The 15,077-nt window shown below is 69.7% G+C and carries 13 protein-coding genes and 1 pseudogene; 7 read left to right on the top strand and 7 right to left on the bottom strand.

Annotation, left to right across the window (positions count from 1 at the left end):
* Positions 1-88 precede the first annotated feature (88 nt).
* Together ACFY1J_RS44345 and ACFY1J_RS44340 are read left to right on the top strand one after the other, a co-directional pair.
* Entirely contained in the window at positions 89-2,512 is a 2,424-nt protein-coding gene (locus ACFY1J_RS44345; protein ID WP_390733185.1) for a Helicase associated domain protein, read from the top strand.
* A 472-nt stretch (positions 2,513-2,984) separates the two neighbouring features.
* On the top strand, positions 2,985-3,419 hold the full coding sequence (locus ACFY1J_RS44340) for a CBS domain-containing protein (RefSeq protein ID WP_390712989.1): 435 nt from the start codon (positions 2,985-2,987) through the stop codon (positions 3,417-3,419).
* Positions 3,420-3,515: 96 nt separating this feature from the next.
* Here ACFY1J_RS44340 and tpg read toward each other — a convergent pair.
* Positions 3,516-3,888: pseudogene (gene tpg, locus ACFY1J_RS44335) on the bottom strand (telomere-protecting terminal protein Tpg); the annotation flags it as partial.
* A gap of 450 nt (positions 3,889-4,338) precedes the next feature.
* Between tpg and ACFY1J_RS44330 the strand changes: the two are divergent.
* The 3 genes from ACFY1J_RS44330 to ACFY1J_RS44320 all read left to right on the top strand — a co-directional run bounded on the left by ACFY1J_RS44330 (position 4,339) and on the right by ACFY1J_RS44320 (position 7,748).
* Positions 4,339-5,235 carry a replication-relaxation family protein gene (locus ACFY1J_RS44330; RefSeq protein WP_390712992.1) on the top strand — a complete coding sequence of 299 codons (897 nt, stop codon included), beginning with the start codon at positions 4,339-4,341 and terminating at the stop codon, positions 5,233-5,235.
* Positions 5,236-5,979: 744 nt separating this feature from the next.
* The gene (locus ACFY1J_RS44325; protein WP_390712991.1) at positions 5,980-7,197 is read left to right on the top strand and encodes a PP2C family protein-serine/threonine phosphatase; all 1,218 of its coding nucleotides are present in this window, start codon (positions 5,980-5,982) and stop codon (positions 7,195-7,197) included.
* Positions 7,198-7,541: 344 nt separating this feature from the next.
* On the top strand, positions 7,542-7,748 hold the full coding sequence (locus ACFY1J_RS44320) for a cold-shock protein (protein WP_390712988.1): 207 nt from the start codon (positions 7,542-7,544) through the stop codon (positions 7,746-7,748).
* Between the two features lie 117 nt (positions 7,749-7,865).
* Here the strand turns inward: ACFY1J_RS44320 and ACFY1J_RS44315 are convergent, their stop codons facing one another.
* From ACFY1J_RS44315 to ACFY1J_RS44295, 5 genes are all read right to left on the bottom strand, one after another.
* Complete coding sequence (locus ACFY1J_RS44315) at positions 7,866-8,780, bottom strand: ATP/GTP-binding protein (RefSeq protein WP_390712987.1); 915 nt, start codon at positions 8,778-8,780, stop codon at positions 7,866-7,868.
* On the bottom strand, positions 8,735-9,112 hold the full coding sequence (locus ACFY1J_RS44310) for a hypothetical protein (protein ID WP_390712986.1): 378 nt from the start codon (positions 9,110-9,112) through the stop codon (positions 8,735-8,737). Before ACFY1J_RS44310 ends, ACFY1J_RS44315 begins: the two co-directional genes overlap by 46 nt.
* 616 nt (positions 9,113-9,728) lie before the next feature.
* Positions 9,729-9,911, bottom strand: coding sequence for a hypothetical protein (locus tag ACFY1J_RS44305; RefSeq protein WP_390712985.1), 183 nt, complete (start codon positions 9,909-9,911; stop codon positions 9,729-9,731).
* A 789-nt stretch (positions 9,912-10,700) separates the two neighbouring features.
* Positions 10,701-10,913: a hypothetical protein gene (locus ACFY1J_RS44300; RefSeq protein ID WP_390712984.1), complete on the bottom strand. Its 213-nt coding sequence runs from the start codon at positions 10,911-10,913 to the stop codon at positions 10,701-10,703.
* Positions 10,906-11,253, bottom strand: a complete 348-nt coding sequence (locus tag ACFY1J_RS44295; protein ID WP_390733184.1) for a hypothetical protein — start codon at positions 11,251-11,253, stop codon at positions 10,906-10,908. Before ACFY1J_RS44295 ends, ACFY1J_RS44300 begins: the two co-directional genes overlap by 8 nt.
* Before the next feature lie 212 nt (positions 11,254-11,465).
* Between ACFY1J_RS44295 and ACFY1J_RS44290 the strand changes: the two genes are divergently transcribed.
* Positions 11,466-13,547: a pentapeptide repeat-containing protein gene (locus ACFY1J_RS44290; RefSeq protein ID WP_390733183.1), complete on the top strand. Its 2,082-nt coding sequence runs from the start codon at positions 11,466-11,468 to the stop codon at positions 13,545-13,547.
* Positions 13,548-13,834: 287 nt separating this feature from the next.
* A complete protein-coding gene (locus ACFY1J_RS44285; protein ID WP_390712981.1) occupies positions 13,835-13,990 on the top strand; it encodes a DUF6233 domain-containing protein in 156 nt (51 codons plus the stop codon).
* Here ACFY1J_RS44285 and ACFY1J_RS44280 read toward each other — a convergent pair.
* Complete coding sequence (locus ACFY1J_RS44280; RefSeq protein WP_390712980.1) at positions 13,987-14,928, bottom strand: Ku protein; 942 nt, start codon at positions 14,926-14,928, stop codon at positions 13,987-13,989. The two genes, ACFY1J_RS44285 and ACFY1J_RS44280, sit on opposite strands and share 4 nt — an antisense overlap.
* Positions 14,929-15,077: the final 149 nt, after the last annotated feature.

The raw sequence follows: 15,077 nt of genomic DNA, 5'->3' as shown, positions 1-15,077 counted from the left end.
GAACGCCACCCAACACCACATCACACCAAGTCAAAGACCTAGACACCGATAACAACACACGCACACCACCACCGACACCAAACCGCAGATTCGCAGTGGGCTGCGGACTCAGGTGGTCATGGCGACCGGGTCCGGGAAGACCCTGGTGGCGGTCCGCGGTGCCGAGGAGCTCCACGCGGGCCGGGTGCTGGTGCTCGTGCCCTCGCTGGACCTGCTGGCGCAGACGGAGGCCGCGTGGCGCGAGGGCGGCCGCACGGGACCGATGATCGGGGTGTCGTCCCTGCGCGGGGAGGAGGTGGGCTTCCCCAACACCACGGACGCGGACGAGCTGGTCACCTGGGCGCGGCCGTTCGACAAGGTCACCGTGTTCGCCACGTACGCGTCCCTGGGATTGGGCACGCTGGAGCGCGCGCACCAGGCCGGCCTTCCGGGCTGGGACCTGATCGTCGTGGACGAGGCGCACCGGACCTCCGGGCGGATCGGAAAGCCCTCGGCGGTCGTCCACGACAACTCCCGGATCCCGTCCCTGCGCCGCCTGTACATGACGGCCACGCCCAGGCTGTGGCAACTGGACGAGGATTCCGGGCAGGGTGCGCCGGGCGAGCTCGTGGCCTCTATGGACGACGACCCGGGCGGGCCGTTCGTCACCCGCTGCTACACGCTGACGCTGTCGGAGGCAATCGACCAGGGGATCTGCGCCCCGTACCAGGTCGTGTGCGTCGACGTCACCGACACCCAGCTCCAGGCCGCCCAGCTGCTCGGCGAAGACGCACGGTCCGAGGCTGTCCGCGGGGCCCGGCTCGCCGCCCTGCAGACCGCACTGCTCAAGGCGTCGGCCGAAGAGTGCTTCCGCCGCACGCTCGTGTTCCACCACGTCGTGAAGGAGGGGGAGGCGTTCGCGGCCGGCCTCCCGGATGTGGCCGCGCAGCTGCACGACGCCGATCCCGAGCTGTACCCGGCCACGATCTGGGCCAACTGGCTGTGCGGCGAGCACAAGCCCCTGCACCGGCGCCGCGTGCTGGACGAGTTCGCCGACGGCATCGCGACGGACGGCACGGTGGTCGAGAAGGGCTTCCTGGGCTCGGTGAAGGTGCTGGGCGAAGGCGTCGACACCAAGAACTGCGACTCCGTGTACTGGGCGGACGTGCGCGGCTCCATGCCCGACCTGGTCCAGGCCGTCGGCCGCGCCCTGCGAATGCAGCCGGGCCAGGGCCAGACGGCCTCCCTCGTGGTGCCGGTCCTGCTCGGGCCTGGGGAGAGTGCGGACAACATGCTCACCTCCCGGGCATACGGCGGACTGGCCAAGCTGCTCGAGGCCCTGCGGGCGCACGACACCCGCATCGTCGAACAGCTCGCCGAACCCCAAGCCCCCAGCCGCTCCCCCAAAGGCCGCGAAGCCGCCCACGAGGACGAAGGAGAGGGCGAGGGGCATCACGGCGTGAGCGGCCCCGCCAAGGCGCTGCTGAAGTTCTCCACGCCACGCGACCCGGCCGCGCTCGCCGCCTTCATCAACCTCCGCGTCCTCAACCCCGAACACGAGCACTGGCGCCGCGGCGTCGAGGCCTCCGTTCTCTACGCCCGCGAGGTCGGCGACCTGAAGGTGCCGTTCACGTACCGCGTGCCGTCCGGACCCGAGGCGCTGGCGGCCGGGTGGCCGGCCTCGCTCGCCAACTTCCCGCTGGGGCATTGGATCGCCGACGCCCGCCGCTTCTACGCCCGCGGGAACATGGACGATGACCGCATCGAGCAGCTGGAGAAGCTCGGCATGATCTGGTCGCACTTCGACGTCGCCTGGGAAGAAGGCCTCACGGCGGCACGCGCATGGGCCGCCGCCCACGGACACCTCCTCGCCCCCACCGACGCCACCCACCAGGGCTACAAGGTGGGCATCTGGCTCAAGAACGCACGAGCCGCCGCACGCCGGGCCATGGAGATCGACCAGCGGCGTGCCGAGGGACTCCCGGCCGGATCCGCCACCGGCGCCCTGGCGGAGGAACGGCGCGAGCAACTGGAGGAGATCGACCCGTCCTGGTGCCCCGCATGGGCCGTGGAATGGCAGCGCGCCTTCCACCTCACCCGCCAGCACCTGGAAGAGGCCGACGAGCTCCCGGCGAAGCCGGGCGATGTGGTGCGCCAGGGCGAGGACCTCGGACGCTGGGTCCGCACCCAGCGGCTCGGCTTCGACAAACTCACCGCCGTGCAGCAGTGGATGCTCGAACACATCCTCGGCATCGAACCCGCCACCGACGACGAGAAGCCGCACCCGCGGCGTACACAGGCCGACAGATGGGCCCTCAACCTCGCGGCAGCACGGCAGTTCTACGAACGCGAAGGACACCTGCGCGTACCCAGGAAACACGCCGAGACCATCGTGGTCGGCGACGAGAGCGACGACCAAGAGCAGCGGAACATCAAACTTGGGGCGTGGATCGACAACCAACGCACCCGGGCCACGACCCTCTCACCGGAGCGGATCGAGCAACTCTCCGCCATCGGCATGCGGTGGGGATAGACGGACGGGCGACCATCCCGGAGAGCTGTGACACCGTCAACAGTTGAACTGTTACCCAACTGACCTTGCTGGAACAGGAGGCCTGGTCACGCTGGGGCAGCATCCCCGGCCACTTTCTGACAGCGTCATCACCGCCTTGCGTGTTTCATCCATTTTCAGGGAATTAGTAATATGTGAGCGCTTTGCGCTCGCATGGGAATGCGGCCGCCGCCAGGGGAAGGCTATCGGCGGCGGCCGGAGACGGATGACTATGGCCGTCTGCATGGACACCTCTCACGCGCCAACGCCACGACGCACAAGCACTGTCGGCCCCATGCCACGCCATGCCCGGCATGCCGCGCAAAACCGCTGAAGCACACCCGGCCTCTCCCCCAGCCCCGGAAGCGATCTTGCTCCATTCGTGGTGTCATCGAAAATAGACGCCATGCGGCCAACACGCCTGAGATGAACGCTGCGAACAGCGGGAGGAATCATGGCCGGCAAGCTCAGGGCCCGGGACATCATGACCGGCGGAGTGCAATGCGTCGGCGCGCACCAGTCGTTGCAGGACGCTGCGCGGATGATGCGCGATCTGAAGGTCGGCGCGCTGCCCATATGCGGTGACAACAACAGGCTGACGGGGATGATCACCGACCGTGACATCGTCATCAAGTGCTGTGCCGAGGGCATCGACCCGTCGACGGTACAGGCCGGTTCCCTGCAGGGCGAGATCCACTGGATCGACGCCGAAGCCGACGCCACCCAGGTCCTGGAGACCATGGAACAGCACCGGATCAAGCGCCTCCCGGTGATCGACGTCAAGGGCGGCCACCGGCTGGTGGGCATGATCAGCGAGGCCAACCTCGCCAAGAATCTCACCGACACCCAGCTCGCCGAATTCACTACCCGCCTCTACGCGACCGCCTGACGCGCTCCGCCTCGGCCTGGACCTCGTCCCTGACACCGGCAGTGACACGGCGCAGGCGCTCGACCAGCTCGGTCGCTGGAATGCACCGAGCCAGACGTCGATGCCGATGAACTCCACGAGCAGGTCGTGGGCGCGGCGGCCGCGATCGCGGAAGTACATCTCACCCAGGCCCTCGGCAAGGATCGCCTGAAGCTGCTGCTCGGTGGCGCCGACCGCCTGAGCGTCGAAGAGGCGGGCGGCATAGCCGGGTGGCAGGGCCTGGTTGATATGCCACAGACGGGGATCGTCACTGCTGCCCGGGGCCGCGGTAAAGCCGAACCGCGCGCGGGTGGAGACGAAGAGGCCGGCCGTTGGTCGCGGCCCGCTGCTGGGCCCGCTGCCGGACACGAGGCTGCCAGCGCCTGCGCACCTCGCGCTCCAGCCGGTCGGCGAGGTCCCGGCGCGGGTGGCGCAGCTGGTCGCGGACGTAGCACCTCGTTCGTCATCCAGGCCCGGGCTGTCGCTGCCCGCTGTCCGGCACGGATGCGCGGAGGCCCCGCCAACGCGCAACACCCCTGAGGGCCGCCAATCCCCCGACGCTCCACCACACCACGCCCGCCCTCCCCTTTCCCTTTTTCTTCCTGGGCGAGGGCGCTGTGGGGTTGCAGAGGGGGATGTCGGGCTCCCCGACCACGCCCCAAAGGCATGGTGACCTGCGGATACGCCGTCAGGCGCCCGGTGCGTGCGGACAGTTGTCGGCGGGGATACCGGACAGGTCCCCAGCGGGGTTCCCGGCGTGGTCGGGGGCGGGGTTATCGCATCATGACGCTGGTCGGGCCTTCGTGGTCGGTCCTCTGGTCAGGGCCGGCTGCTGGCCTGGACGGTACGCGCGGCGCCGGACAGAACGGCGCCGCACCGTACGGAAGGGGCGACGGTGGCGATGCTGAACGCGGACGCGGGCGGCGGGGACCGGCTGGCGCTGGCAGTGCTGGCCCAGTACCGGATGGCGACGACCGAGCAGATGCATCTGGTGATCGCACCCGGAGTGCGGATCGAGCAGACCCGGCGCCGCCTGGCCAAGCTCCGCGACGAGGGCCTCATCGACCGCGTCACTCTGCCGCAGGCCGGCAGGACCCGGGTGTGGTTTGCCACCCAGTACGGCGTACACGTCGCCGCGGAATGGCCCGAACTGCGGGACTGGCGGCCGCCCAGGCTGATCTCCGACCCCACAGCCGCCAGGCTGCGGGTCGGGCACGCACTGGCGGTGACGCAGACCGGGCTGGCCTTCCTGCAGGATGCCCGCCGCCGCGGCGACGTATGCCGGCCCCTGGACTGGATCCCCGAGGTCTACCACCCACTCGGCAGCGGCGAGGCCGTCATCCCCGACGCCCTCCTCTACTACCGCAACTCCGACAACGGCGGATCGATGCTCCGGGCCTTCGTGGAAGTCGACCGGGCCACCATGGGACCCGAACGCCTCGCCGCGAAACTCACCGCCTACGCCCGCCTCCACAACTACGTACCCGCCCCCGTACCCGGACGCCCACGGCCAGCCGCCGGGCAGCAGTCCCTGGAAGAGGACTGGAAGCGCCGCTACCCCCTGTTCCCACGGCTGCTGTTCGTCCTCGACGGCACCGGCCCCGCAGGTATCGAGAACCGGATCCGCGCCCTGAAAGCGGCTGCCTCGGATCTGGCACTGTCCGGCTTCCTGCACCACGTCCCCGTCCTCGTGGCCCCCATGACCGACCTGCTCCAGCACGGACCCTCCGCACCCGTGTGGCACCCCGTCCACGACCCCGGCCGCCAAGTCCCCTGGAGCCAGGCCCGGCACCCGTAGACAGCGGACGACACCGTCCTCCTCCTGGTCGTGGAGTACTGCCGGGAGGACCCTGGAGTCGTGGCAAGAAAGAGCGTCCGCAGATGCGGCCAGTGCGGCAGCCCGCTCCCCGAAGGCAGTCGCCGGTCACGTCGGTACTGTTCAGCGGCATGCCGCACAAAGGCGTGGCGGTGGCGGAGGGAACGCGAGCAGTGGTGGCGGAGCAACGTCGAGTTCGCCGCCCTACGAGGGGGCCGCCCATACCGCCGGCCGAAAATCCGGTGCCCAGTCTGCAACAGCTGGTGGTACGTCGGTGAAGCCACAGGCGGCAAGCGCAAACGCGTGGATGCCCGCTACTGCTCGCCAAGATGCCGGACCCGGGCCTATCGCCAGAAGCATTTGCGTTCAGAAGGCGTCACCACGTGACGCCTTCACGTGACGCCAGCCGGTCCAGAAAGAGGCTCTCACCGGGCGACGTTGGTGTCCCGTCTCACGCGACTTTGCCCCGTCTCACCAGACGTTCTCGGATTCCCGTGTCAGGGACAAGGTCAAATGAGAGAGTCCCGGTCGCCCCTCGCGGAGGATCGGACCGGATTTGGCTGCAAAGCGTCGATCTTGATAACGGACCGGCTGATCGCGTGGCTGGTGCACGAGGTGTGCCCGATCGAGCTCAGCTAACCGGCCCTGACCACCGCTCTCGCCCTCGCCGCGGTCGTGCCTGCGCTGAGAGAGGACGGGATCGGTGTGAGACTGGGCACGGAAGGGGTGATACCTGTGTCGGACCCACCGCACGCGTCCCCCGGTCCCGACACCGCCGTCGACGAGAATCTGCTGGAAGAGCTGATCACCGAGGCGCAGACGGCCCTGCCCGTCGAACTGCCCGACCTGGCGAACCGGTGCGCCTCGGCCCTCGGCCTGGACACCGCGCTGATCTACCTCGCCGACCTGCAACAACGGCTGCTCATCCCCCTCGACGAGGCCTTGGAGCCGCTGCCGGTCGACCGCTCGTCGGCCGGCTGGGCGTACCGCACACTCTCCCCGCGGGTAGACGCGGCCGATGATGGCTTGATCGTCTGGATGCCTCTGGTCGACGGTGCGGAGCGGCTGGGCGTGCTGGCGGTGCGGACCGCCTCACTCGACGGGGTACGGATGCGCCGCAGCCAGATGCTGGCCCACCTGTTCGCCATGCTGATCACCTCCAAGCGCACCTACAGCGACTGGCTCGCCGCCCGCACCCGCACCAGGGCCATGCAGTTGCCCGCCGAGATGCTGCGGGCCTTCCTGCCACCCCGCACCATCGGCAGCAACAGGTGCGTCTCGACCGCGGTCCTGGAACCGGCGTACGACATCGCCGGCGACGCCTTCGACCACTCGGTGGTCAAGAACGTGCTACACACCATGATCCTCGACGCCATGGGTCACGATCTGACCGCCGGCCTGACCACGTCGGTCGCCATGGCAGCGGCGCGGAACACCCGCCGCGACGGGCGCGACCTGGCCGACGTCGTCCGCTCCGTCGACCAGGCGCTCGCCCAGTGGCTGCCCGACCAGTTCTGCACCGGCGTGCTGTGCCGACTCGACGCGGACGCCGGGGTGCTGCGCTGGGTCAATTGCGGTCACCCCCCACCACTGCTGATCCGTGGCGAGCGGGTGCTCGACGGAGCGCTGGACAGCCCCCCGCAGCCGCCGATCGGCCTCGCCGGCCCACTCGCCCCGACAACCCGGCAGGTCCACGAGACGACACTGGAACCGGGCGACTGCGTCCTGCTCTACACCGACGGCGTCGTGGAGGCTCGCGACGCGGACGGCGCGGAGTTCGGCCTCGACCGGTTCACCGACTTCATCATCCGCTCCAACGCCGCCGGCCAGCGCCCGGCCGAGGTGCTGCGGCTACTCATCCACGCCATCCTCGACTACCAGCGCAACCAACTACGGGACGATGCGACCATCCTGCTCTTCGAATGGCGCCCGCAGTACCAGTGACGCGGTATTGCGCCGAGCCCCGCTGTGCCCGTGCGCCGTCTTCGGCGGGTCGGGTACCGGGCCGACACCTCCTCCGCTGGTGTCCGGGCTGGGAATCCGAGGCCAAGTCAATGCGTCTCTGTGCGGCGGACTCTGATGGACTCCGACGTGGAAACGCTGTTGGCTAACAACATCAATGAGACGGTGAGGCGCCCACGGATGAGAGGGGACAGTTGGTTTGAGCCCGGCCCCGCGATGCGGGCGGAGCCCCTGCAGAATGTGGAGACTTGGACCGCCGAGCCTTGTAACGGCTGCGGTCGGTACCGCGACCCGGTGCCGTGGGACGTCAAAAAGGATCTACAGCAATGGCAACTGGCCGCGTGAAGTGGTTCAACGCCGACAAGGGCTTCGGCTTCATCCAGCAGGACAACGGCGGACCGGACGTGTTCGTTCACTTCTCTGCCATCACCGGCACCGGCTTCAAGGAGCTGAACGAGGACGAGCAAGTCGAGTACGACGTCACCCAGGGACCCAAGGGTCCCCAGGCGGAGAACGTCACCAGGATCAGCTGACCAGCCGCTGACCCCGTCCCGCCAGCCCAAGCTGGCGGGACGCTCTCGCGTGCGCACACCATCCCCGCACCCGGCGGTGCGCACCGCCCTGCAAGCAGCGGAACCAACCACGGCCGGTCAGTCGAGGACCTGGACCTCACCGACGTGGACGCCGACGGTAGTGCTGCGGGTCTCGGTGAACTCGCCCTCATCCGCACCTCCGCCGGTGACCTGCCAGGTGACGGTCCAGGTCGAGGTAGCGGTAAGCGGAAAGCGCTGGTCCGGCTGGTCGCTGCTGGCGCGGGTGTAGCGGTGTCCGCAGTCGGGCGAGTCGCTCATGCCGGCGCTCTCCTGGTACGAGGTGCCGGGGCCGGTGCAGGTGACGGTGGTGCCGTCGCCCATCTCCCAGCGGACCGACGCGACGCGCGCAGTGGCGGACACGGTCATGGCGCCCGCGCTGGCCGTCGCCGTGGCGGGCCCGTAGGCGGTCGGGGTCTGGCGGACCCACAGCCACATGGGCACGCCCACCGTGTACCGGCCCGCTGCCCGCGGGGAGGCGATGTCCGGACCGTCCAGCCTCATGGCATCGACAGCGCGCCGGGCGAGGGTCTCCGGGTCAACGGCAGGCGCGGCCGGGGCGGCGCCGTCCGGGATCCAGGTCACACCGACACGGCCCGTGTCCGGGCACAGGACCTGGTAGACCGCCTCCTTGCCACCGCGCCTCTTCCCCTCCTGCATGGCCAGGTTGTCCGCCGGGGGCTGGGGAACGAGCTTGGTGTAGGTGCACTTCGGTGCCGCGGAGTCGCCCTTGCTCTTGCCCGGGGTGCCGGCAGACGCGGGCGTGCCCGAGCTGCCCGACGAGCTGGAGTCGTCGGCGGCGCAGACTTCGACGTACTTGGAGGCGCCCTTGCAGCCGGGCGTGCCGATGCCGCGCCCGCTGTCGTCGGCGTGCGCGGTGACGGGAACGGCGGCGGCCAGGACCAGGGCCGCGGCCGACGCCGCGCGCCTCAGTATGTCCGGTCGCCCTGCGGGGTGAAGGCTGTGACCATCCACCGGCCCTTCCACCGCTCCGCCTTCGCGGTGGCCAGGTAGCGCAGCGGCTGGCTGGTCGGGAGCGGGATCACCTTCTTCGCCCGCGTGTCGTACGTCTGGTACCGCGAGAGGTCGATGCAGTCCGACAACGTCGCCTTCGGCGTGCCGGCCTTCAGGTCGAGGCTGGTCACCTTCGGGTCGTGGCCGACTTCCCCTCGCACGACCGTCCCGGCCTGCTTCATCCGCGCCAGGTCCAGACGGGTCTGTCCCAGGGCATCCAGCGTGGCGTACTGCGCCAGGCCCGTGCCCTTCTCGGACCCCTTGCGGTATGCCTTCGCCTCAGCCGCCGTCATCCCCCGGCACGCCTTCAGCACGGCCGCCTTCTCCGCGGCCTGAGGGTCTGCCGATGCCGTCGCGGACGGCCGTGTCGAACCCGCCGACGACGCAGGCCTCGAGGCGGCATCCTTGTCGCCGCCGCTGTTGCCGCCGGAGCCGCACCCGGCCACAACCGCCGTGAGCGTCACTGCGCATGCGCAAAGCCCAACCGTGCGCATCTTGCTGGCAGTTCGCATCCGTCCCCCTGTGTGCCCGTCGCGCGATGATCGCCACCGTAGCCGCTCAAGCACCCATGGTTACAGGCAATTCAGCGCCAACACACCGGCCCGACCACGGCCCTCACCACCCCCGACCACGGACGGTCCAGCCCTGACCATGAGCCCGACCACGGCAGGTCACAGCGTTGTGCAGACCATCCGGCCGAAACCTGCGCAACCGGCCCCCGATTGCACAGGAGTTGAAGCCAGCCATCTGGCCCGACTGCGCAGCGGACTGCACACTGCCGACCGCTGCGCACAGCACGCACGCCCCCTGGCGAGGTCTGCGCAATGGTCCCGGACGCGAATGCGCAGCCCACTGCGGAGGCCCGCCGCGGCCGCGCGGGGCAGTGACCCGCGCGGCCGCCCGTGCGGGTCACTGCCCTGCGCTCTGGACGATCCCGAACACGACGGCGGCCAGGACACCGGCACCGGCCAGGGCGACCGTCAGCGGCACGGCGAGCGCCGGACGGCGGTGGACCACGTAGCCCAGGCCGACGACGAGGGCCAGGCCCACCAGGACCAGGAGCAGCACGACGAGCAGAGCGAGTGCGGACACGGGAGATTCCCCCTCGGGATCAGGCACGCGGCAGGCCCGCGTGCAGATGGATGGCAGGGCGCAAGGCCCCTTTGGCCCTTTAGGCGCCGACAGGGGTGCCGGACAGGGCGGCGCCAGAGTGCTGGCTGCGGGGGTTAGCCCCGCAACCGGCACTGAGCAGCACATCCGCCATCGACTCTTCGTAATCCCAATCCCGCATTCAAGGAATCTGATCCGCGAGAACACTGCATCGCGCCTTGAACACGCCCCGCCGCTCAACTACGGGCCCGGAGAGGATCAGAACCTCTCTCCGGCTATCGCGGAGAGAGGTGTCGGCGTCCGCGAAGGGCTTGCCCACAACACCCCACCTGCACAAACGGGCGTCCACGCATTGAGGGTGCTGCAACCCTCGGTGCACCCCTCGGTACAACGGTCGGCCCAACCCTCCAGCCCCCTATGGGCCCCACCAAGGAAGCAACCCGCCGAGCCGGACAAAGCTCGCCAACGGACCGTGCCCGGTACCGGCCGGGCAAGCCCGACGGAGCTCTGGGCAAGCCCCCGCTTCGTGCGCTTGCCCAGCTGGTGTGGAACCCTGGCCACGGGTGCCGGACGGCCGTACCACGGGCCCACCCAAGACCCGCAACCCCCGACCATGGCAGGTCAGCGCGGTACTGGCTGCAGACAGCAAGCGGCCCCGGTGCCGGGCGGGACCGGGGCCGCGACCGGCGCAAGTCCTGTCACGAGGGCACCCAGGGCTCGCACACGCGTCACGGGATAAACGGGTCCTGACGGCGCAGGTCACGGACCCGGTCAAGCGTCCGTATCGGCTTGCCAGGCATCCACCACCCGCTCGCCCTCGGCAGCATGCTCCCGGAGCAAGACGGCCGCGCCCGGCAGGCTGCCGTACGAGCCGATCCACGACGAGAACATCCGCTCCGCCGTCGACCGGGCATCCCACCAGCCGTGCAGGACCGTCCGGCCCGCGGTGGTCAGCGTGAGGTGGTATCGGCCGGGCTCAACCACGGCGTGCGCCCTCAGCCCGGACAAGGATCACCGGTGACACGCCCGCCTCGGACGCTGCGGCCCGCACATCGGCGAGGACCTGGTCCACCGTGGCCGGCGCCCGGGCCGAGGTCATGTCGACGGTGGCCAAGAAGCAGTCCCGACAGCGGTCCAGCCAGCGCAGCCCGTACCCGGGAAGGTCAGCGGCGGTGGTCGCCCGGGCGGGCCGGCCGCAGCCCGCACACGGCGGCGGAGGCGGCGCGAGCCGCGCGGACGCCTCCCGCCCGGCCCACCGCGACGGGGCCGGAGCAAGGGCGGCCGGGTCAGCACCGAGGTAACGCAGGACGTCGTCAATACTCACCGCGCTCCTGTCCCGTGTCATCGAAGGCTGACCAATGCCATCGAAGATTGACGGCCATACGGCTGTGCCAGCGAAGTCTGAGTAACTCCTCACCAGCGCGGGATCAACCTGCCCAGCGCGGCAACTGGCTCGGTTGCTTCCGCTTCTCTGGGGAAAGCCCACTCCATCCGCAACAGCGTGGATGCCTGGAACGCGTATGGAGCCACTACCCCATGAGCACCCCACCGGCGCGCACACCCTCGGCGCCTTCCTGGCCGCACTGCGCGCACGGCGCGGACCCCGCCACCGAATCCGTCGGCTGTCGCGGCATCCACGTCCCCGGCCATACTGCATGTCTCGCTCACCTGGCGGACCCCGACCGCACCGCCTACCTGGCTGGTCTGGCCCCCGGCGCCGACATCGACCATCGCGGTACCCCCTTCACCCGACACCTCCTCACCGCCTTGCTCGACACCCTCCGTGACCCCACGACCGGAAACCCCCACCTCGGCGACGCCCTGTTCAGCGGAGCGCAGTTCTCCGGCGCCGCGTGGTTCCGCGGAGCGCGGTTCTTCGGCCGCGCCAACTTCAGTGGGGCGCGCTTCTCTCGCAGGGCCGAGTTCGGCGAGGCGCAGTTCTCCCGCGACGCGTGGTTCGGCACGAACCGGTTCGACGCCGACACCGGAGTGTTCGACGGCGCGCAGTTCTTCGGCCGCGCCAACTTCAGTGGGGCGCGCTTCTCTCGCAGGGCCGAGTTCGGCGAGGCGCAGTTCTCCCGCGACGCGTGGTTCGGGACGAACCCGTGGTCCGTCGACACCCGCGATTTCGACGGCGCCAAGTTCTCCGGCCACGCCGAGTTCGGTGGGGCGCGTTTCTCCGGCCACGCCGAGTTTGGTGAGGCACAGTTCTCCTCCAGCGCCGGGTTCGGCGAGGCACAGTTCTCCGATGCCGGTGCCGGGTTCGGCGGGACGCGCTTTGCGGGCGCCGTCTGGTTCAGCTCGGCGCACTTCGCCGGGGAAGGCTACTTCGGCAGGGCGCAGTTCTCCAGCTGGACCCAATTCAGCCATGCGCGGTTCTCCGGCGACGGTGTATTCGACTGGGCGCAGTTCTCCGGCGACGTCCACTTCGGCAGGACGCAGTTCGCCAGCCACGCCAAGTTCAGCCTCGCGCGGTTCGAAGGCGCGCCGTCTCTCGGGCCGATGGCGTGTGCCGGCGCGGTCGTCCTGTCCGGCGCGGTGTTCACAGCGCCGGTGACGCTGGAGATAGCGGCCCAGAAAGTGATCTGTGAGCGGACCCGGTGGGAATCAACGGCGACGCTCCGCCTGCGTTACGCGATAGTGGATCTCAACCACGCGGTACTGGCCGCTCCTGTAGCCGTCACCGCCCACCCCGCCCCCTTCACCGCCCTCGGCGATCGGCCTATGGACGAGAGCCTGCTGGCAGGCGCCGCCGGGGTGCGGGTGGCCTCGGTGCAGGGCGTGGACGCCGCGCACCTGGTCCTGACTGACACCGACCTCGCCGACTGCCTTTTCTCCGGGGCCTTCCACCTCGACCAGCTCCGCCTGGGAAAAGTCGCATTCGCCTCCGCCCCGACCGGCCGGCACTACCGCGGCATCTGGCCGACGCGCTGGAGCCGTCGACGCACCCTCGCAGAGGAGCACCACTGGCGAGCCCAGACCGCCGGCCAACCCGTCCTCCTACCCGGCGATACACCACAACCCGGGCAGTGGCGCCCCGGCCCGCACCACCCCGACCCCGCCCTCACCCCCGACCCCGAGGACACCGCCGCCCTGTACCGGCATCTCCGTAAAGCCTTCGAGGACGGCAAGAACGAACCCGGTGCCGCCGACTTCTACTACGGCGAGTGCGAGATGCGCCGCCACGACCGCACCGGCACCCCGACAGTCGAACGCCGACTGCTATGGGCCTACTGGCTGCTCTCCGGCTACGGCCTGCGCGCCTCTCGCGCCGCGGGCTGGCTGCTCGCCGCCATGTCCCTGACCGTGCTGCTGCTCGTGGGCTTCGGCCTGCCCACCCACGACCCAGACACCGCCACCGCCGGAACCCTCCACGGCAACAAGATCACCCTGTACACCAGCACCCCCGCCCCTGCCCTGCACGGCGGCTGGGACCAGCGCATGACCTGGACCCGCGCCGAGGGAGCCACCCGCGTCGCCGTCAATTCCGTGATCTTCCGTTCTTCAGGGCAGAACCTCACCACCGCCGGCACCTACATCGAGATGGCCTCTCGTCTCCTCGAACCCACCCTCCTCGCTCTCGCCATCCTCGCCATCCGCGGACGCATCAAACGCTGACTGCACGCCCGCGCAGCAGGGGCTCGGATTGCTCAAACTTCGGTGACACTGCTCAGCCTTCGATGGCACAGGACAGCTCCCTCTGGTGTGACCGTTGTTTCCCCTGACCATAGAATCGAACATGTGAACGAGGAACCGTCGCGACTCCAGCTGCTCCACTTCGCCCGCCGCGTCGTGGTCCAGCAGGCGACGGCTGCCCTCGCCCAGCTCGACACCTGGATCGCAACCGAGGGGCGACGGGAGGCTGAACGCCGCCGCGGCGAGCAGATGCGTCCCGCCCCGCCCGAGTGGCTGATCCAGTACGGGCTCAACAAGCAGAACGGGCCGCGAAGAGCGGCAGGTGCCGCCCCGCCACCCGGCAGCAGGCACTCGACGCACTGCGCCGGCAGGTACCCTCATGCATCCACTGCCGCCCCGACACCGCCCTCGGCATCCTCGACTAGGCGCTGCGCGGCCCGCGGCCCGTCGTCTTCTTCGTGGTCGTCTTGCCGGCCGTGTTCTTCTTCGCGGTGGCCTTCGTGGCGGGTGTCTTCTTCGCGGTCTTCCTGGCGGTGGTCTTCTGGGGCATCTCGTGGACGTCGGCCTCGGTGTTCTCGCCGCGGGAGGCCTGGGCCCTGGCCACGGACTCCTGGAGTGCGGCCATCAGGTCCACCACCTTGCCCGGCTGGATCTCCGGTTCCGGCATCTGCGGCAGTGGCTTCTCCTCCCGCTTCGCCTCGATCACCTTCTCCAGGGCCTCGCTGTAGTGGTCGACGAAGTCCGCGCCCTCCAGCCGGTCGGTGGCCATCCGGTCGATGAGCAGCACGGCCTCGTCAACCTCCTCCTGCGACACCTCCACCGCCGGCGGATACAGCTCGGAGGGGTCGCGGATCTCGTCGGGCCAGCGCATCGCGTGCAGCACCAGCGCGTTCTCCCTCACCCGCAGCAGGCCCAGCCGTTCCCGGCCGCTCCAGGCGAACTTCGCCACCGCCACCCGCGACGACCGCTCCAAGGCCCTGCGCAGCAGTTCGTACGGCTTCACCGCGACCTGCCCGTCCGGCTGCAGGTAATAGCCCTCCCTCACCCTGATCGGGTCGATCGACTCCCACGGCACGAACCCCTGGATCTCGATCGCCTTCGCCGTCGGCAACGGAAGATTCCGCAGTTCCTCGTCCGAGACGGGGATGACCTGCGTCCGGGTCAGCTCGTAGCCCTTGCCGATCTCGTCCTGGCGGACCTCACGATCCTCCAGCTCGCACACCTTCCGCACCCGCACCCGCCCCATGTCCTCAACGTGGTACTGGTGGAAGCGCACACTGTGGTCCTCGGTCGCGGACACCACATGGATGGGAACGGTCACGAGACCGAAGCTGATCGCGCCGCTCCAGATCGTCCGGGGCATGGCAGAACCTCCACAGAACACCCCGAGCACACCCAGCCTATTGGGCCAGCGCCAGGCACCACAGGCCGCCACTCCCCTGCCAGCCGAAAAACCCCAAGGTCAGAGACGGCTCCCTGTCCGCCCGACCGCACCCTCACGCTGCCTGCAGA

The sequence above is a fragment of the Streptomyces sp. NPDC001406 genome, assembly GCF_042895285.1.
GTDB lineage: Bacteria > Actinomycetota > Actinomycetes > Streptomycetales > Streptomycetaceae > Streptomyces.
This window is presented reverse-complemented; position numbering and strand designations above follow the sequence as displayed.

What these genes read in the sequence shown, in the direction of transcription:
- ACFY1J_RS44340 (WP_390712989.1), top strand. Translation starts at nt 2,985, where the DNA reads ATGGCCGGCAAGCTCAGGGCCCGGGACATCATGACCGGCGGAGTGCAA.
- ACFY1J_RS44330 (WP_390712992.1), top strand. Translation starts at nt 4,339, where the DNA reads ATGCTGAACGCGGACGCGGGCGGCGGGGACCGGCTGGCGCTGGCAGTG.
- ACFY1J_RS44320 (WP_390712988.1), top strand. Translation starts at nt 7,542, where the DNA reads ATGGCAACTGGCCGCGTGAAGTGGTTCAACGCCGACAAGGGCTTCGGC.
- ACFY1J_RS44310 (WP_390712986.1), bottom strand. Translation starts at nt 9,112, where the DNA reads ATGACGGCGGCTGAGGCGAAGGCATACCGCAAGGGGTCCGAGAAGGGC.
- ACFY1J_RS44290 (WP_390733183.1), top strand. Translation starts at nt 11,466, where the DNA reads ATGAGCACCCCACCGGCGCGCACACCCTCGGCGCCTTCCTGGCCGCAC.
- ACFY1J_RS44280 (WP_390712980.1), bottom strand. Translation starts at nt 14,928, where the DNA reads ATGCCCCGGACGATCTGGAGCGGCGCGATCAGCTTCGGTCTCGTGACC.